The following is an 18,616-nucleotide window of genomic DNA, read 5'->3' on the forward strand; positions in this document are numbered from 1 at the left end:
ATTATGGACTTCGAAAAGATAAACAGCTCTCTTAAATCCGGAGTGATTATGGATGTTGTAAATGTAGAACAAGCTAAAATAGCTGAAAATGCAGGTGCTGTAGCGGTTATGGCTCTTGAAAGAGTACCAGCTGATATAAGAGCGGCCGGTGGTGTTTCAAGAATGAGTGATCCTGAAATGATTCTTAAAATAAAAGAGTCAGTGAGCATACCTGTTATGGCAAAAGTAAGGATTGGACACTTTGTAGAAGCTCAAATACTAGAGGCTCTTGAAATCGATTACATAGATGAGTCAGAAGTATTAACACCAGCCGATGATTTTAATCACATTGATAAAAAGGTTTTCAAAACTCCTTTTGTATGTGGTGCAAGAAACTTATCTGAAGCACTAAGAAGAATTAAAGAAGGTGCTGCTATGATAAGAACAAAAGGTGAAGCTGGTACAGGTGATGTGGTTCAAGCTGTAAGACATTTAAGAACTATTACTACACAAATGGCTGAAGTTGCTGCTTTAAGAGACGATCAGTTATACACAAAAGCTAAAGAACTTGAAGTTGACTATGAACTTTTAAAATATGTTAAAGAGAATAAGAAACTTCCAGTACTTAACTTCTCAGCAGGTGGGGTTGCAACTCCAGCAGATGCAGCTTTAATGAGACAGCTTGGAGCTGAAGGTGTTTTTGTTGGTAGTGGTATCTTTAAATCTGGTGATCCAGAAAAAAGAGCTAAAGCAATAGTAAAAGCAGTAGCAAACTATGATGATCCAAAAGTTTTATTAGAAGTATCTAAAAACCTAGGTGAAGCCATGGTTGGAATTAACAAAGACGAAATCGAACAAATAATGGAATTAAGATAAAAGGAGATTAAATTATGACTAAAGAATACAAATTAAACGTACCTACACCAAAATCTTTCTCATTTGTAAAAAGAGATATTCAAAATGTTACTATCGAACAACGTGAAGAAGCATTAAAAAGAACCCACTACAACGAATTTGCTTTCCCAGCTGGTATGCTTACAGTAGATATGTTATCAGACTCTGGTACTACAGCAATGAATGATAGACAATGGGCTGCAATGTTCATGGGTGATGAATCCTACGGAAGAAATAATGGTTACTATGTACTTCTAGAAGCATTTAGAGATTGTTTCGAAAGAGGAGATGACCAAAAAAGGCCAGTAGATATGATTTTATCTGGTGAAAAAGATATTGATAAATTAATGGACGAACTTTACCTTTGCGAATACGAAGGTGGTTTATTCAACGGTGGAGCTGCTCAATTAGAAAGACCAAATACTTTCATAATGCCACAAGGCCGTGCCGCTGAATCAGTATTATTTGAAATCGTTAAAAAAATCTTAGCAGATAGATATCCTGATAAACAATTTGTAATTCCTTCTAATGGTCACTTTGATACAACAGAAGGTAATATCAAACAAATGGGATCTATTCCAAGAAACCTTTATAACAAAGACTTACTATTAGAAGTTCCTGAAGGTGGAGAATACGAAGTAAACCCATTCAAAGGTGACATGGACATCGACAAACTTAGAGAACTAATTGAAAAAGTAGGTCCAGAAAATGTACCACTTATTTATACAACAATTACAAACAATACAGTTTGTGGACAAGCTGTTTCAATGAAATCTATCAAAGCAACAGCTGAAGTTGCAAAAGAATATGACATTCCTTTCATGTTTGATGCTGCTAGATGGGCAGAAAACTGCTACTTCATCAAAGAAAACGAAGAAGGATACAAAGATAAATCAATCCCAGAAATAGCTAAAGAAATGTTCTCATACTGTGACGGATTTACTGCATCTCTTAAAAAAGATGGTCACGCAAACATGGGTGGTGTGTTAGCATTTAGAGATAAAGGTACTTTCTGGAGAAAATTCTCTGACTTTGATGAAAATGGCAATGTAACAAATGATGTTGGAATTAAAATTAAAGTAAAACAAATTTCATCATACGGTAACGATTCATATGGTGGAATGAGTGGTCACGATATAATGGCATTAACAGTAGGTCTATATCAATGCTGTGATTTCAACTACCTTGAAGAAAGAGTTGGTCAATGTAACTACCTAGCAAAAGGCTTCTACGATGCAGGAGTTAAAGGTGTTGTACTTCCAGCTGGTGGACACGGTGTTTACATCAACATGGACGAATTCTTTGACGGCAAAAGAGGACATGATACATTTGCCGGAGAAGGTTTCAGCTTAGAGCTTATCAGAAGATACGGTATAAGAGTATCAGAACTAGGTGACTATTCAATGGAATATGATCTAAAAACTCCAGAACAACAAGAAGAATTAGTAAACGTTGTAAGATTTGCAATCAACCGTAGCATGTACTCAAAAGAACACTTAGACTATGTAATTGCTGCTGTAAAAGCACTTTATGAAGATAGAGAATCTATTCCAAACATGAGGATTACAGCTGGTCATGAACTACCAATGAGACACTTCCACGCATTCCTTGAACCATATCCAAACGAAGAAAAATAATAAGTAAATGGCTAATAACTCCCAGTTTAACTGGGAGATATTAGTATATATAAATGAGGTGTTTTAATATGACTGACAATACAGTAAAACAAAGAGATGGATTCACCAGTAAGTGGGGCTTCATACTAGCTTGTATAGGTTCAGCAGTAGGAATGGGAAACCTTTGGAGATTCCCAGTAATGGTATCCTTATTTGGCGGTATGACTTTCTTAATCCCATATTTTATATTTGTTATCCTTATTGGATCTACAGGGGTAATCGAAGAATTCTCATTAGGAAGACTAGCTCAAGCAGGACCTGTTGGAGCTTTTGGTTATTGTACAGGTACAAAAGGAAATAAAGAAACTGGAAGAAAATTAGGTATCATTCCAGTTTTAGGTTCTATGGCACTTGCTATAGGATACACTTGTGTTATGGGTTGGATTTTTAAATATACATGGCTTGCCATAAATGGCACACTATCAGGCTTTGGTGGAGACATGGGTACTATCGCTGGAACATTTGAATCCACTGCCACATCTTTCGGTAATAACATTTGGCTTATAATTGCTGGAATCGTTTCCCTAATTATAATGTCTATGGGAGTTGCTGACGGTATTGAAAAAGCTAATAAATTCTTAATGCCATTACTATTTATATTATTAGTAGGACTTGGTGTATACATAGCTTTTCAACCAAACGCAAGCAATGGTTTTAAATATATATTTACGGTAAATCCAGATATGCTTAAAGATCCAAAGCTTTGGATCTTTGCCTTTGGTCAAGCATTTTTCTCACTTTCTATAGCTGGTAATGGTTCAGTTATCTATGGTTCTTATCTACCAAAATCAGAAGACCTTCCAAGTTCAGCTAGAAACGTTGCTATATTTGATACAATCTCAGCACTAGTTGCAGCTTTAGTAATCATACCAGCTATGGCAGTTGGTGGCGCAGAACTAAGTGAGGGTGGTCCTGGACTTATGTTTATATATCTTGTAAACGTATTCAATCAAATGGCTGGTGGTAGGATAATTATGATGGTATTCTACATAGCTGTGCTATTTGCCGGTGTATCATCTATCATTAACCTTTATGAAGCTCCTGTAGCTTATTTACAAGAAGAATTCAACTTTGAAAGACCAAAAGCAGCTGCTACTATAAATATTATAGGTATCATAGTAGCCATATTTATTCAAGGTATAGTTGGCGAATGGATGGATGCTGTTAGTATCTACGTAGCTCCACTAGGTGCTCTTCTAGCAGGTGTAATGTTCTTCTGGGTGCTTGATGAAAAAACAGCTCTTGCTGAAGTTAACCTCGGACGTAAAAAACCAATCGGTAATTGGTTTATACCATTAGGTAAATACTTATACTGTGCTATGGCAATAATTGCTCTAATAGCAGGAGCTATACTTGGCGGTATTGGTTGAGTAAATTTAATAAAATTTACTAAAAAACAGTTTAATTTACAGATAAATGAAGTCCTAATAATCTTAAAAGAGGCATTGCTGATATATTTCAGTAATGCCTCTCTTATTTCTTACATTATCGCTTTTCTTAAATCTTCTAGAGCTTGTCTTGCTACATCCATTGCTTTTTGCATTGCGTCTTTGTTTGTCATGTCAACGCCTGCTTTTTTAAGGACATCTATTGGATATTCGCTTTCTCCTGCTTTTAGGTAGTTTAGGTAAGCTTGTCTGTCTTCATCTGTTCCTTTTAGGATTTTTTGGCTTAGTGCTACTGCTGACATAAATCCTGTTGCGTATTGGAATACGTAGTAGAACATGTAGAAGTGTGGTATTCTTGACCATTCTGCTGAGATGAACTCATCAACTTCAATATCATCTCCAAAGTAATCGCGGTTTAGGTCGCCGTATACTTGGTTTAGTTTTGCTGCTGGAATTGGTTCTCCATTTGCTACTAGTTTGTTTACTTCGTGTTCAAATTCTGCAAACATTGTTTGTCTAAATACTGTTGATTTGAATTGGTTTACAAAGTAATTTAATAGGTAGGCAGTTTCTGCTTCACTTTGTGAGTTTTTGAGCATGTAGTCAAGTAGTAACAACTCATTTGTGGTTGATGCAATTTCTGCTAGGAAAATTGAGTATGAACCATAAATAAATGGTTGGGTTTTTCTTGTGTAGTATGAGTGCATTGAGTGGCCAAGTTCGTGAGCTATGGTAAATACATCGTTTATTGTGTTTGTGTGGTTTAGTAGAATGTATGGTTGGGTGTCATATGAACCTGATGAGTAGGCTCCAGATCTCTTACCTTCGTTTGGCATAACGTCAAACCATCTTTGTTCAAAGCCTTTTCTTGCAACTTCAACGTATTCTTCGCCTAGTGGTTTGATTGCTTCAAGTACTATGTCACGAGCTTCGTCAAATTCTATCTTTCTATCGTAATCTTTTACTAGTGGCACGTAGATGTCGTGGAATCCAAGATCATCTACTCCTAAAAATTCCTTACGAAGTGTAGTGTAGTCTCTGTGGATATCCATATTGTCGTGAACTACTTCAATAAGGTTGTCATATATTGCTTCATCAAGGTTATTTGCAGATAGGCTCATTTGGCGAGCAGAGTCGTATTTTCTAAGTTTTGATTCGATATTATGGCTTGTAATTTCTCCATCTAATAAAGAAGCTGCTGTGTTTTCAAATTGTTTGTAAACTTTATAATATGTTTCATAAACTTTGCGTCTGAAATTACGGTCCTGATCTTCTTCTAATGTTGTGAAGTTCGCATCAGAAAGTTCGATTTCTTCGCCGTCTTTTTCTACTGATGGGAATTTTATATCAGCATTTGAGAAAATCATATAAGTTGATACAGGATTTTCTGCTAATTTTGAAAAGCTTGCTATAACTTTTTCTTCATTTTCACCTAATACGTGGTCTTTGCTTCTAAACAAGTCTTCAAAGTAGTGGTCATAGATTTTTAATTCTTCTTTTTCACCAAGCATTTTCTTGATGTCTTCATAGTCAGCAGCTAAGATTTCTGGTGTGATAAATGATAATTTTTCAGATATTTCAGACCCTGCTATAGATGATGTTTGGCTCATTTCTTGGTAAGTGCTATTAGCTGTATCTTCATCTGATCTTAAGTGACCGTAAACTGCTGCCTTGTAAAATTTTCTCATTAACTTTTCATAATCTTTTAGGAAAGCTAAAAGTGTGTCAGCATTTTCTGTGATTTTGCCCTTATAGTCTGTAAGTTTATCAGCAAGTTCTCTTGCTTCTTTGACTTCGCTGTAGTAATCTTCATCACTTTTATAGATTAAAGAAGTGTCCCACTTTAATCTTTCATCAATTTCATTTCTTTTCATAAATTCTCCTTTTAAAGCCATTTATTTTTCTAAATCAATTCTAGATCCTTGGTCTATTGGATCATTTGTTGTCCTTGCTAATAATATCCTATTTTCCATTTTTATATCAGGTATATAACCTATGTCCATATCCTTGCCATCTACTCTGCCTACTACCGGTCTAGTTTTGATGCCATAGACATCAAGTAAGCTTGGCAGATGATTATTCTCCTTATCTATCCTTGCCTTGATTGCTTGGTCAATAGTTCCTGGAAGTTCTGCTTCTGGCGCTTCTACTATCTCTCCCAATCTTTCAACTGTCGGATTTATATTATCGATCGAATTTCTAAATACCAAATAGTCAATCAGACCCATAAATTTGTTAAATAGATAATAGGCACTGTAGGTATCTCCATTTGACTGGCCAACTAGACTTACCAATAGCATTTGTCCTGATTCTGAATCTATCACATCATAGGCTACAGTCGAACTAAGACCGACAAAGCCTGCTATAGGTCCGAATTCCCTTTCGACAAATTCGTCATTTCTATTGTAGGATAGATAAGTGGAATATCCTCCAGGAATTTGCACCGATTGCATTAAGGAAATGCCTATTTGTGTATTGCCAATTTTGGTATCGACGACATTTCCAAGGTTTTTTGACGGGTCCAAAGACATACCGCTGTTGCCCTTGCCATAGTATTCTTCAAAGTCTATCTTATCGCTAGTATCCTCGCTTTGGCTAGGATTCTTGTCATCATCACTTGCCGCAACATATGTGATTTTGGGCATAGTTACATCATCAGAGTTTTGTTCTTGCTTGTTAAATTTCGCCTCAAAGTCAGACCTGGATTCAAAGTCACAAGCTGATAAGGCAAATACAAGAGATATGATAACTAGTATTCTTTTCATATGTCACCCTAATAAACTGATTTTAAGCCAATTCTAATCAAAAGCACAATCAAAACAACTAGAGCTGCTAGTGATATTACCCTCACACCAGATGAAAGCTCTCTGTTTACTACTGGGAATATGCCAGATAGTATAAGGCCTGCAAAAAGTCCTCCAAAGTGGCCAAGTATACCTACATTTGGACTTATAAATGAATAAATCACATTTATGGCTATAACTGATAAAAAGCTTGCACCAAAACTTGATAAAACTGCATCGTTTTTGTAATTTAGCATAATCCCTAGGGCTAGGCCAAACATTCCGTAAAGGGAAGTAGACGCGCCAGCAGAAACTGTTCCAGCTGAGCCAAAAGCAAAACTAACTAAGTTGCCAACTATACCAGAAATAAGGTAGATAATTAAGAAATTCTTGCTACCATAAAGCATTTCAAAAGTTGGACCAAGTTGATACAAAAAGTACATATTAAATAAAATATGCATCAATCCTATATGGATGAAAGAAGCTGTAAAGAGTCTCCACCACTGGCCAGCTGCTATATATGGCTTAAATATAGCACCAAAACGCACCAAATTGGCTGTGTTTTCGGTACCACCACTTAGGGCCATTACAACAAAAACTAGAATATTTATAATGATAAGAGCTCTTGTCACTTTACTTTCTCCAAGTTTTTTAAAATAATTCATAAAAATACTATACTACTTAACAAGCCTTACTAAAGGGCAAAAGGCCTTATAATTTTGTAGCCAATACCTTATCTCTTAAAGATTCGTCTACATCCTTAGCCAAGGCTCTGATCCCCTCTCTTATTTGTTTGTTGTCAAAATCATCTGAGAGTTTATACTTAAAAATCATATCAAAGTTTTCTCTCTGGCCAATCTCCTTACCATCAGCATCTTCCAAAAATATAACCTTAAGGTTTGGATTGTAAGATTTGGCTACTTTACTAACATTGATGGAAGAAACACCATCAAATTGGTCTACGTTTTCACCAAGTATCAATAGGTCGTAATTATTAATCATTGATACAAAGTCTATTTTTTCCATAACTATATCCATAGACTTAGAAATCTTGGCCCTAAAAAATGTATAAAGAGCCCAAGCTACTCCACCACCAGATCCAAGTGATGGAAAGTCTACAGAATCAATCCCAAGGGTTTGTTCGATTACTGCCTTGAAATTTTTGCATCCCTTGTATAGAAAGGCAATGTCTTCTATACTTGCTCCCTTTCTATAAATTCTGCTTTCCAAAAATGAGTTGTCACCAAACAGGGTCGTATCAGAACTTGTAGCTATGGTTATATCCTTTTGATAGATCCTATGGTCAATATTTGAAATATCTACTCTGTGGACTCTTTCCATATTGCTTGCAATGGGGTTGAGTTCATTTTCATCCTCATCATAAAACCTAACTCCAAGAGCATACAGCATACCCATGCCCAAATCATTGGTTGCAGTATCCCCTATGCCTATTAGTAGTGAATCTGCTCCTTGGTTGAGCCCATCAACTATCATCTCTCCAAAACCAAGAGAAGAGGAGTTCATAACATCAAGTTCTTCTTTGTATAATAAACGAAGGCCAGAAGATTCTGCCATTTCCATAACAGCATAATCATCCTTAACTACATAGCGAGCTGTAATAACTTCGTTTTTTGGGTTATGTACATTTACATACTTATATGTTCCATCTATTAGGGCTTTCATAGCCTCTACTGTTCCTCTGCCACCATCTAGAAAGGGCATAACTTGAGCATCTTTGCCAAGTTCTTTTTGAAATATCTTTCCTATTTCTATTGAATTTTCATAATCTTTGATTGAATCAATTGCTAGTAAAGTTTTCATATTTTTCTATTATTCTCCCTAGTTAATATATTACCCGAAAAGAAAGTTCTTAATAAAATAGATGAAAACTTTACAAATTCAAGCTTTTTTATTATAATGAATCTGAAGGTTAAGAACTTTCGCTGTTTAACTCATGAAATCTTATATAGATTTCGCCCATCAAAGACCATTGCGAGCACGTAATGGTTTTTTTGTTTGGCAAAATTATATTTATCCCTAGTAAATTTCGCCAATCAAATATAATGATCCACACCAGATGATTAGGTCATTTGGGCCTGCTATTTCTTTCGCATAATTATAGGCTTTTTTATTATCTTCTATGGCTATAACCTTTGGAAACTTCTCTTTTACGATTTCTCTTAATTCACGAATTTCAAAGGCCCTCGGGCTATCTATACTTGTTATAATAAGTTCATCGGCAACCTCTGCTAACCTGTCTATTATGTATGCATATTCCTTATCCTTAAGGACTGAAAAACCCACTATTAACCTTTGATAGGTGAAAGTTTCAAGCGAGGTGATAAGAGAATCTATGGCATCCCTATTGTGACTACCATCTACTAAAACTCTAGGATTTTGGCTAATTAAGCTTAGTCTACCAGGGTTTTTCGCCTTGAAAATTCCTTCTTTTATAGTTTTTTGATCTAATTTGAAATCATCTTTAAAATAATCCAAAACCATAAGGCTAAGGCTAGCATTATAAAGCTGGTGAATGCCTAATAAAGAAAGCTTTACATCCTTGTAATTTCTAAAGTCAAAAGCATTAATTTTATCATCACTTTCCTTAATGACTACTTCGTCTTTAGAAAAAGTGAAAAGTTTGCTAGAGCACTCATCGGCCTTTGCTTTTATAACCCTGTACACAGAATCTTCTTGGGGATAGAGGAAGACTGGAGAGCTCTCCTTTATTATGCCTGCTTTTTGATAGGCAATTTCTTCTATCCTATCTCCCAAAATTTCCATATGATCTTTGGATATGCTTGTTATGACAGATGCTAGTGGATTTTTGACAATATTTGTAGCATCTAAAAGTCCACCAAGACCTGTTTCTACTATGGCAACATCTACATTTTTCTCATAAAAATACAAGTACATCATTGCTGTCAATATCTCAAAATATGTAAGATAATAGCCTTTTTTGTCCAAATCATCTATGTGAGCTTTTAATTTATTGATCAAATATAGAAAGTCGCTATCTGAAATAGCTTTGCCATTAATGGCTATATTTTCATTAATTTCTTTGATATATGGTGATGTGAAAGTCCCAACCTTGTATGACTGAGAGAGTACTTGACTAATCATCTTTGTCGTAGATCCCTTGCCATTGGTCCCTGCTATATGAATCACCTTGATTTTATCTTGCGGGTTGTCAAAGCTATCTAGTAAGAGCCTTATCTTCTCTAGACTATGAACGCCCTTGGAATTTCTCCTATTTAGGACAAATTCTTTTGCTTGATTTATATCTTTCAAAACTTCTCCTGTCTATGTTTTTTTAATATACGATACTAATTTTTTAATAATATGTACGGACTGATATCCAAGTAAATATCTATGCTAGAATACAAACTTTATTGGATGTTTTTAGCTTTATTATCCCTATATTAATTTTAACATAAAATAAAGCAAACAAAAAAGCTTAAGACGGGAAACTTAAGCTTTTACTCTATGTGAAAATATATACGGGATTATCTTTTAATTTATTGATGCGTATTCGATTGTGTATTCTACTGGGTATTCTGCTCCATCTTTTGTTACGCCTGTAACTTTAACTTGAAGTTTTGTACCTGGTTGGAAGTTCATTCCTTTACCGAATGTTATAGATTTTACCCAACCTTTTAGACTTTGGTCGATGTGTGCATCATTTCTTACTTCGCCTGTTTGAAGGTCTGTTACGCTAACTTTAGCATTAGTTATGTCAAAGTTTTCGCCAAACATTAGTGATAGGCTAGATTCTTCTGAGTGGAATTCGCTTATTGCAGTTTGTCCTGGATAAGCATATACTAAATCTTCGTTTTCGCCATCGTATTCGTTGTTGTTAACATACATTGCAGAGTATTCATCAGTTAATCCAAATCCTACTTCTGTTCCTGCTGGATTTAGTACCCATCTTCTGTGTCCAACTTCAGCTTGGTTTCTTTCGCCAATGTCATCTCTTATGTATCCTAGTACTGAGTCTAGTAGTCCATAGTTTGATGCAAGGTTTGAGTTTGCTGCGCCTTGGAAACCTAGTTGGTAGATGTTTGAATCAAGTCCACTTACTTGTTCTGGGTTATGGCTTATTTCATCATTTAATCTGTTTACTAGTGATGCAGCTTGTGCAGCTTGTGCTTGGTTTTGACCTATTACTAGTTCGTTTTTGATACCTGATGCAAATCTTGCTGTGTTTGCAATGTGAAGGGCATCTTCTTGTGCTTGTTGAGAAAGTGCACCAAGAGTTATGTTGTTAAGGTCAAGATTTGTCCATTCGCTAAATATTTCATCACTTTCTTGGTCGATTAAGTTAAGTCCAAATACTTCAAATGTGTCGTTTGCTTTTGTTTGGTAGTTTTTCCAGTATGATCTGATTTCTTCTATAGTTGGGCTAGCAATTGTTAGTCCAGAAGCGTTGTTTTCTTTTGTTTCATTTACTACTGGTGCTTCTTCTTTGATTTCTACTGGAGTTTCTTCTATTTCTTCTTCGTTTTCTACTTCTTCGATGATTTCGCTATCTTCGTTTACTGTAACTTCTTCTTCGATTTCTGCTGGTGCAGATATTACAGCTTCTTCTTTGATTTCTTGTGGAGCTTCTTCTTTTTCTTCTTTAGCTTCAAATTCTTGTTTTTCTTCTGCTAGATAAGCTACTGCCTTATCATCTTCTATTTTTTCTTCTACGTATTCGTAATCTTCTTCGTCTGCTCCTACGAAAACTTCGTAAGCGTCATCGTAGTTTGCTGTTTTTTCTTCTTTTATAGGTTCAGCTTCAACAGCTTCTTCTTTAACTGTGCTAACTTCTAGGTTCGCTACTACTTCTTCTTCAGTAGTTTCTTTTTTAGCTTCTTTTATTTCTTGAGCTTTTTCTTCTTCTTTAAGTTCTAAAGTTTGTGGAATTAGATAAGATTTCTTATCTTCTTTATTTTCTTCTTCAACAGCAACGTTGTTTGCCTTTGGTGTTTTGATATTTGCAAGGGCAACTTCGTTTTCTGTTTCTGCTTGTGCTAGGTTAATATTTTCTGTTGTATTTGCTTCTTTTGATCCACATGCTGTTGATGTAAGTATTGCTAGTATTAATGCTAATGCTTTTAATTGCTTTTTCATATCTATCTCCCGTTATATTTTCCCGATTTTTATTGTGTCTTTATTATAGGTCCAAGCCTTGAGCATGATTTTTTTCAAATTCTATTCCCGAGCTTTTCGCTTGCCTTTATCTTGATTACATTATAGATGGGGATTAGGACCTGGATTTTTTTCAAATTCCACTTTTATTATTGGGAGATTAGCATATAAAAAAAGAGCTCTTACAAATTGATATATCATCATTTGTAAGAGCTCTTGCTAGGTTATATATGTGCCTTATGTTTATATATGAAATTTTTTATATTCCCTTCTTTATCGACTTTTATTTTTCTATCTATGAAGTTTGCTATTTTGTAACATTCTTCCATTCTTTCGTCTTTGCCCCAAAGTTCGTAGATTTTGGATAAATTGTAATAATTTACCATTAGCCTTTCCATATTTTCCAAGGACAAATTTTGACCTATTAGCCATTTGGTTAGGTCTATGGATTTTAGGTAGCATTTTTCGGAAAGCTCGAAGTTTCTATCTTTTATAAAGTATAAGTTAGCCAAGTTGTTGTAGATTATGGCTGTTTTTTTGCGTTTACTGTAAGGATCCTTTATGGCTTTTATTAATTCTATAGCTTTAATATATTCTTCTTCAACCTCTATTAGACCAAGGTCTGTATCAGTCATATAGCAAGCCAGGTTATTATAGATTATCAGCAATTTTTCTATGATCTCGTCATCCTGGTATCTTTCTATCAGGCTTTTATAAATCTCTATAGCTTTTTTGTAATACTCCTTGGACTTTTCCCTTTCATTGTTAGCATGGTATAAATCAGCCAAATTTGTATAACATACTCCTAGGCTTTCCCAATAGGTCTTATCTTTATTTTCGATTATATTAAGGGTCTTAATGGCCTTTTCATAGTAGTAGATAGCCTTTTCTTTATTGGTATCCACAAATAAAAATCCAAGATTATTGTAAGATGTGGCAAGGTCTATGATCTCTTCCCTGCTTGAGTTTAGCCCAAGCACTTCTTCTTTGATTTCTATAGATTTTAAATAGTAAGAATAGGCCTCATCTTCTTTCCAATTGGAGTAAAGATTCCCTATGTTACCATAGGTTGTAGCAAGGTTTTTTTTGACAGAAATAATTGCCTTTATTTTCAGTATAGATTCAAATATGCCCTCTGCCACAAGGTAGAATTCTTCGGCCTTCTCTCTATCATTTACCATCTCATCAGCAAAAAGATCGGCTACATTGTTGTAGGCCCTGGCCAAGGCTTCTTTATTTTCCAAGCTTGGTTCCATATTTTCTATCCATTTTATGGCATCAATGGCTCTAAAATACCATTTTTCAGCCCTTTTCATATTGTTTTCTCTAAAGTATAGGCTAGCCATATTGATATATCCAACGGCAACTGTCTTTTTCATGCTGACATTTTCGTACTTTTTCAGTAGATTATTTATTATTCTAATAGACTCCTTGTAGTATTTCTTAGCCTCAAGCCTATCCACCCAATCAACTTCTGAGTATAGGTTGGCAATGTTACTATATGCAAGGGCAAGATTTTCCAGATTTACCGTGGTCTTTCTTTTATCTACCAGTTTTTCGAATAAATCAATAGATTTTTCGTAGTTTGTTTTTGCCTCATCCCTAAAACCGTGTCTTAGATAAATTTTTGCCATATTTGCATAGACATTAGCTAGATTTTCCATATTAGCATCTGAATTATCTACCAAGACTTCATTGAGTCCTACTGCTTTTTTCATATAATCAAGGCTAATTGGATCCTTATCAACCACGCTAATCTTCATTGCCAAGAAACTTAGTTGGTCAGCGTATAGCCTCATTATATCGTAGTCTTTGAGATTATATTCCAATAACTTTTCCAAGTGAGCCAAGAGGATTTTGCCATTATTAGTTGACGCTTTTATTGATCCTATAGTTCCATCTTCATTGTCCGAGTAAACAAAATATGCCAAGAGAACTTTTTGGATATTCAAATCGAATTTAAAGGCAGCCTTAAATAGATCGCTAACCCATTTCTCATCACTTTGACTTGTGTTGTGGGTTTTTATTATGGATACTAATGTTGATTCTATGGTTTGTGGAGCGATTCTTTCTGCATTGGCCCCTATACTTAGCAAAAGATCTACGGCTGCCTTTTTGTTGTGGGCAAAATAAGCTAGGTAATATTGTTCTTCTAGCTTTATAGGATCTTCTGGGCGTAGGTCCATGAGGGCATTTGCTATATCATTAGAAAAAGTAATTTTATCAGTATAGGTCATATCATCTAGTATAGCCTGTCTGATTATTTTGTGGGTAAAGTCTACTCTCAAGTACTTATCTTCTAGGAAAAAGGCTCTCAAATACTTTTTCAAACTTGCAAAATCTAGGGAATTATATGCTTTGCCCTTAAGCTTGTATATATTTTTTAGGTCCATTCCCCTTAGACCCCTCCTAGATATAGCCAGGTAATTTAATGTATTCTTTATATCATCAGTATTGGTATCTAAGGTTTTTGTCGCATAGGAAATAAGCTTTAAAATCATATCCTTAAGGCCATTTGGCATCTTTTGGATCAAATCTTTTTGGTAGGCGCTTATCTTCTCATAACCATCTCCAGATTTTATGATTTCTTGATAATCTTTTCTATCCATCATAAGCAGCCTTTGGACCAAAAGTGATATATATAAGGGTGATTTGGACCCATCTTTTTTTATAATCGCTCTTTTTATCTCATCTGGTAACTGCTTATTATTAGCCCTTAAAGAGGTGTTGATTACCTCTAGCTTATCTTTATCTGTAAGATCACCCAGCTTGTAATTTGGAAATTCATTTAAGAAAATATATTCATCATTTTCCTTGCCATCATCCATGTAAGATATTATAAATTTTATCTTGCTATCATTGATGAAGTTTATTGGTTTTATAATTTTTGCTACATCCTCTGGTCTATCGAGCTGGTCAATGGCATCAATTAGGATGATAAGCTCGTCTTTGCCCTTTAAGAAGTACTCCCTTAAAGCTAGTTGATATTTCTTTTCTCCGACTGATAAGCTTTGCTCAAATTTGGCTTGTTTGTTATGGGTGTTGATTTCTATATATGCTGATTCACCATTCTCTTTTTCCAAAGACTCCATGATATAAGCTGTAATTGTCCTCATAATTCCAATGGCGCTTGTAGTCTTTGGTGTCAACGATGAAAATAAGATTATAGAATCTTTGTCCATACGTCTATATAATTTTGCCATTAGGGTAGATTTGCCATTGCCACTTTTACCCTTTATGCTTATGACATTGTTGTTATTGATCTCTTTTATAACTTCTTCTTCAACAGATTTTCTAGCAGAAGATAATAGATCTTTTTCATCTGCTTGCTTGATATGGTAGGCTATTTCCCTTTGATTTTTACTTAATTTTTCTTCTTGGACTTGGTTTTCAAAAAGAATTTTTTTCATATCATCTTTTACAATTTGGACAAATTTGTGAGCACCAACAAGCTTATCATCTTCAATTCTAAGCTCGTATTCGTGGATGTGGGATGGATCTAAAAGCCCTCTGATTTCAGCTTTAAGGGCTTCAACCCTTTCTTTTTCATAAGGGTCTGGTTTATTGATAGTCCCCTTGGCATCTCCAACTATAGTCCTAAAGTAGGCGTAGGCGTTTTGAGCATAGTCTGGATTTTTCAAAAAACCATAGTCTATTTCTAGGTTGGTGATAGATTTATCTATCGTTTCATCTTGATCATAGATGCCATATTGGATTTCTGTCTCTTTTACAAGATTAGCCGGTGGAATCCACCCATACCTATCCCCCAATAGGACTATAAAGTAGGGCCTATAGTTGTCAATCTCATCTAAGCAAACGTCAAGAATCTTCTTATTCTTATCTTTTTCATCAATACCTGTATCAATTCCCCATCTCAAATCTTGGAACTTGATTCCTTCTATTCTCTTTTTGTATGCTAGGTCGTTTAAGTCAGGGCTAATTTTTGTCTGAATTAAATCTCTTTCCATATGCATATCTCTGAATGTACTTGATACAAATACTTTCTTCATTATCTCACCTGTCCTTTTTAACCCTTATAAGTCCTTGCTTCTAAGCCATCTGCTGTACTTTCTCGATGTCAGCTAGCCTATCTCTAAAGTCGCTTACGCTAAGAAATCTGTGAACAGATAGGCATTTTACAAGCAAATCAACCAGCTTGTCAGTGATTTCCTCTTTTAAATATATGTACTTCTCATCCTTTGCAAAGGTATCCCTTAAGTTTTCTTCCAAATATTTGCTATTTTCATTTTCCAGATTTTCTGGAAACCTATCCATAAGAAGGGTAAACAAAGTTACTCCCAGCATATAGAGGTCAATCTCTTCACTGATAAATATCTCTTTTCTCTTTTCAATATTTGATATGTACCTAAGCTCTGGAGGTATGAAAGATCTCTCTTTGGGTATGTAAAACTCTCTTATATTATCTATATGATCTAAAAAAACGGCTGCTTCAAAGTCAAAGAGCTTAACCTTATCTCTCTTACAATCGTATAAAATATTGGCAGGCCTTATGTCCATGTAGATAATGTCTTTTTGGTGGAGTAGAGCTACTATATCAGCTGTTTGCCTTAAGATACTTATAATCCTAGGAAAGTCTAGCCTAGATACCATATCAAGGACTTTAAAGTCCTCGATCTCGTAAAAGGTCAATATGTATCCCTTTCCTACTTCAATTTTGCATGGCCTTGCTATTTTATCATTTAAATCCATAACTTCTAAGTGCTTATGGTAGGACTCTACAAATTTCTTGCGACTCCTATCAAGTGATCTTAGGCCCTCATCAGTCCTTGTATGATAGCGGATTATTTCTGGATTCTCATCATCTCTCATACCCACAACATCTTCCCTAAGACTGGGGAAGAATTCTTTCATGAGCATATTTTGTTCACCAGTTTTTCCTACATAGGCTTGGTAGATGAGACAGGTGTCAGTTTTCCCAATAAGTCTGCCTGTTTTTACCCTGTATTTACCTTTTTCACCCCCTATATCAAAGGAATGGCCACTCATAGGCGACCTTTTGGGTCCACCAATCACTTTTATTTGATTAATAAAGGCATCTTGGGTTTTGAAATTTTTCATCAATTATCTCCAATATTTATCAAATATTTGGCCCAAAGATCTCTGAAAGCTTCTAGAGGCTCATCATAGACTACAAGTTTTAATAGGGTTTCCTCGTAAGGATTGGAAATGTTGTACTCATAGAGTCTGGCATTTCTTAGCTTATAGTCCATAAATATTAGATAATCTCTTTTCCTCCTGGCTGGAGTGGAAAGTTTGTCAAACCAAATATCGCTATTTTCCAAAACATAGGATATAAAGTAGAGAGTTATAAGCCTAGACCTTGTAATCTGGCTAATCTTTCCTTTTTCTATGATAGCGTTCAAATTTTCATGCCTAATCTTTGTTTCCTTCAATAGATTGTCCAAGGCTTGGATTTGATCATCTGGCAATTTGCTATCTTCTCTTAGGATCAAGGCATCTTCGTTGTACAGGTATGTTAATAAGGAAGATAGTCTTTTTTCTGAAATATATATAGAATCATTCTCGATTTTTGTTATTGCCGGGATAGTATTCACGTAGGCAAAATCGCTGTATTCTTCCCCAGTACCTAGGATTGGAACATCGTATTTATCTTCGTAAAAGGTACTCCTTAGGGTTATTTCCTTTTCCCCACCTTCTGGATTTGCTGGCAGTGTATAATTTGTAAAAGGATAGTAAGTTTTTTCCTCGCCAGTTTCTTTTGACCTAAAGACAAAGGGATCTTCTCTTTTGAGAACAATATCCTCATCACTTTTGTAAAAAATATCTACCTTGCCCATAGAAAAATATTCAGCATTTCTAGTAGTTCCGTCGTCATTGCCGTATTTCACATTGGAAAAGGCAGCAATTTCAGCAGACAAGCTTTCATCGATTTTATTAAAAGTAGATATAAATTCTGTTAATATAGTCCTGTTTTTATTCTCGCTTACCAAGTCTTTGTGGTAGGCGATTATGTTGTGTATTAGGGTATCATCAGTATCTGTGATATTTTTATAATCATTAAGATAGTCATCCAGAGAATTTTGTAATATGCTGGTATTTAGGTTAGTATCCTTTTTCTCAAAGCTAATCTTTTTGTCAGCTTCTTCCTGGTAAAGATAATCAGCACGCATATAAAAATTGATTGGATTATCTGGAAAGTGTTTGAGGGCTATATATATGAGGGCTTCCTTGTTATCCCAAATATTTAGGCCAGTTTCTTCCAAAACCTTCATCAAGAATCCTTCTAGCTCCTCAAGGCTCATACCTAGGCCAAAGGCGTAGATAAACATCTTATCTCGGCTTATGACATTGGCCTTTAGGTCCTTTCTTATTTGTGTTTTCTTCCAAATTTTCCTATCTTCTTCTTTGTAATCCAAAGATCCATATACTTCGTTTTTTGAATCTTCTGGCGCTAGGCCCTTTTCCCTAAAAAGTTCAATAACCAATGTGTCCAACTTCTCTAGATCTTCATTTTTCTCCTTAGCTTCGATGGAGTCAAATATATGAGTTGAAACTTCGCCAATATCACCATCTATGTCCAATCTATCTTTGTATTTTAACAAGAGAAAATTTATTATGTACTTATAAAAAGGGATTTTTTTCCTAAGCGATATGGTATTATTAGCCCCAATTGCAATGGACTCAATATCTAAATATTCTCCAGAACTGATGTTTTTTTGCCACTCAAATTCATTACTTTCAATAATTGTTGTTTCCCCAGAAAAAATTCTAGCTTCCATCT

The 18,616-nt window shown here is 35.1% G+C and carries 12 protein-coding genes; 3 read left to right on the plus strand and 9 right to left on the minus strand.

Translation table 11 applies throughout. The features are described from left to right. Positions 1 to 3: 3 nt before the first annotated feature. The 3 genes from pdxS (at position 4) to QNH69_RS02215 (ending at position 3,919) form a co-directional block, all read left to right on the plus strand. Positions 4 to 855: a pyridoxal 5'-phosphate synthase lyase subunit PdxS gene (gene pdxS / locus QNH69_RS02205; protein ID WP_282928986.1), complete on the plus strand. Its 852-nt coding sequence runs from the start codon at positions 4 to 6 to the stop codon at positions 853 to 855. Positions 856 to 869: 14 nt separating this feature from the next. Continuing rightward, a complete protein-coding gene (locus QNH69_RS02210; RefSeq protein ID WP_209814197.1) occupies positions 870 to 2,510 on the plus strand; it encodes a tryptophanase in 1,641 nt (546 codons plus the stop codon). Positions 2,511 to 2,578: 68 nt separating this feature from the next. After that, the gene (locus QNH69_RS02215; protein WP_282928987.1) at positions 2,579 to 3,919 is read left to right on the plus strand and encodes a sodium-dependent transporter; all 1,341 of its coding nucleotides are present in this window, start codon (positions 2,579 to 2,581) and stop codon (positions 3,917 to 3,919) included. A 110-nt stretch (positions 3,920 to 4,029) separates the two neighbouring features. On the opposite strand, the gene pepF is transcribed toward QNH69_RS02215, so the two are convergent. The 9 genes from pepF to QNH69_RS02260 form a co-directional block, all read right to left on the minus strand. Next, on the minus strand, positions 4,030 to 5,811 hold the full coding sequence (gene pepF / locus QNH69_RS02220) for an oligoendopeptidase F (protein ID WP_282928988.1): 1,782 nt from the start codon (positions 5,809 to 5,811) through the stop codon (positions 4,030 to 4,032). A gap of 21 nt (positions 5,812 to 5,832) precedes the next feature. After that, positions 5,833 to 6,702 carry a membrane lipoprotein lipid attachment site-containing protein gene (locus QNH69_RS02225; protein ID WP_282928989.1) on the minus strand — a complete coding sequence of 290 codons (870 nt, stop codon included), beginning with the start codon at positions 6,700 to 6,702 and terminating at the stop codon, positions 5,833 to 5,835. Between the two features lie 8 nt (positions 6,703 to 6,710). Further along, positions 6,711 to 7,385 carry a rhomboid family intramembrane serine protease gene (locus QNH69_RS02230; protein ID WP_282928990.1) on the minus strand — a complete coding sequence of 225 codons (675 nt, stop codon included), beginning with the start codon at positions 7,383 to 7,385 and terminating at the stop codon, positions 6,711 to 6,713. 46 nt (positions 7,386 to 7,431) lie between these two features. Further along, positions 7,432 to 8,541, minus strand: a complete 1,110-nt coding sequence (locus QNH69_RS02235; RefSeq protein ID WP_282928991.1) for a glycerate kinase — start codon at positions 8,539 to 8,541, stop codon at positions 7,432 to 7,434. A gap of 216 nt (positions 8,542 to 8,757) precedes the next feature. Continuing rightward, the gene (locus QNH69_RS02240; protein WP_282928992.1) at positions 8,758 to 10,011 is read right to left on the minus strand and encodes a folylpolyglutamate synthase/dihydrofolate synthase family protein; all 1,254 of its coding nucleotides are present in this window, start codon (positions 10,009 to 10,011) and stop codon (positions 8,758 to 8,760) included. A gap of 222 nt (positions 10,012 to 10,233) precedes the next feature. Beyond that, positions 10,234 to 11,835, minus strand: a complete 1,602-nt coding sequence (locus tag QNH69_RS02245; protein ID WP_282928993.1) for a hypothetical protein — start codon at positions 11,833 to 11,835, stop codon at positions 10,234 to 10,236. A gap of 242 nt (positions 11,836 to 12,077) precedes the next feature. Further along, positions 12,078 to 15,863 (minus strand): tetratricopeptide repeat protein, encoded by a 3,786-nt coding sequence (locus QNH69_RS02250; RefSeq protein WP_282928994.1) that lies wholly within the window; start codon positions 15,861 to 15,863, stop codon positions 12,078 to 12,080. 40 nt (positions 15,864 to 15,903) lie between these two features. Beyond that, the gene (locus QNH69_RS02255; RefSeq protein ID WP_282928995.1) at positions 15,904 to 16,932 is read right to left on the minus strand and encodes a protein kinase; all 1,029 of its coding nucleotides are present in this window, start codon (positions 16,930 to 16,932) and stop codon (positions 15,904 to 15,906) included. Further along, a complete protein-coding gene (locus QNH69_RS02260) occupies positions 16,932 to 18,614 on the minus strand; it encodes a hypothetical protein (RefSeq protein ID WP_282928996.1) in 1,683 nt (560 codons plus the stop codon). Before QNH69_RS02260 ends, QNH69_RS02255 begins: the two co-directional genes overlap by 1 nt. Positions 18,615 to 18,616: the final 2 nt, after the last annotated feature.

Source organism: Anaerococcus sp. Marseille-Q7828 (assembly GCF_949769285.1).
Taxonomy (GTDB): Bacteria; Bacillota; Clostridia; order Tissierellales; family Peptoniphilaceae; genus Anaerococcus.

Coding starts and splice junctions, on each gene's coding strand:
- pdxS (WP_282928986.1), top strand. CDS start 4: ATGGACTTCGAAAAGATAAACAGCTCTCTTAAATCCGGAGTGATTATG.
- QNH69_RS02210 (WP_209814197.1), top strand. CDS start 870: ATGACTAAAGAATACAAATTAAACGTACCTACACCAAAATCTTTCTCA.
- QNH69_RS02215 (WP_282928987.1), top strand. CDS start 2,579: ATGACTGACAATACAGTAAAACAAAGAGATGGATTCACCAGTAAGTGG.
- pepF (WP_282928988.1), bottom strand. CDS start 5,811: ATGAAAAGAAATGAAATTGATGAAAGATTAAAGTGGGACACTTCTTTA.
- QNH69_RS02225 (WP_282928989.1), bottom strand. CDS start 6,702: ATGAAAAGAATACTAGTTATCATATCTCTTGTATTTGCCTTATCAGCT.
- QNH69_RS02230 (WP_282928990.1), bottom strand. CDS start 7,385: ATGAATTATTTTAAAAAACTTGGAGAAAGTAAAGTGACAAGAGCTCTT.
- QNH69_RS02235 (WP_282928991.1), bottom strand. CDS start 8,541: ATGAAAACTTTACTAGCAATTGATTCAATCAAAGATTATGAAAATTCA.
- QNH69_RS02245 (WP_282928993.1), bottom strand. CDS start 11,835: ATGAAAAAGCAATTAAAAGCATTAGCATTAATACTAGCAATACTTACA.
- QNH69_RS02250 (WP_282928994.1), bottom strand. CDS start 15,863: ATGAAGAAAGTATTTGTATCAAGTACATTCAGAGATATGCATATGGAA.
- QNH69_RS02255 (WP_282928995.1), bottom strand. CDS start 16,932: ATGAAAAATTTCAAAACCCAAGATGCCTTTATTAATCAAATAAAAGTG.
- QNH69_RS02260 (WP_282928996.1), bottom strand. CDS start 18,614: ATGGAAGCTAGAATTTTTTCTGGGGAAACAACAATTATTGAAAGTAAT.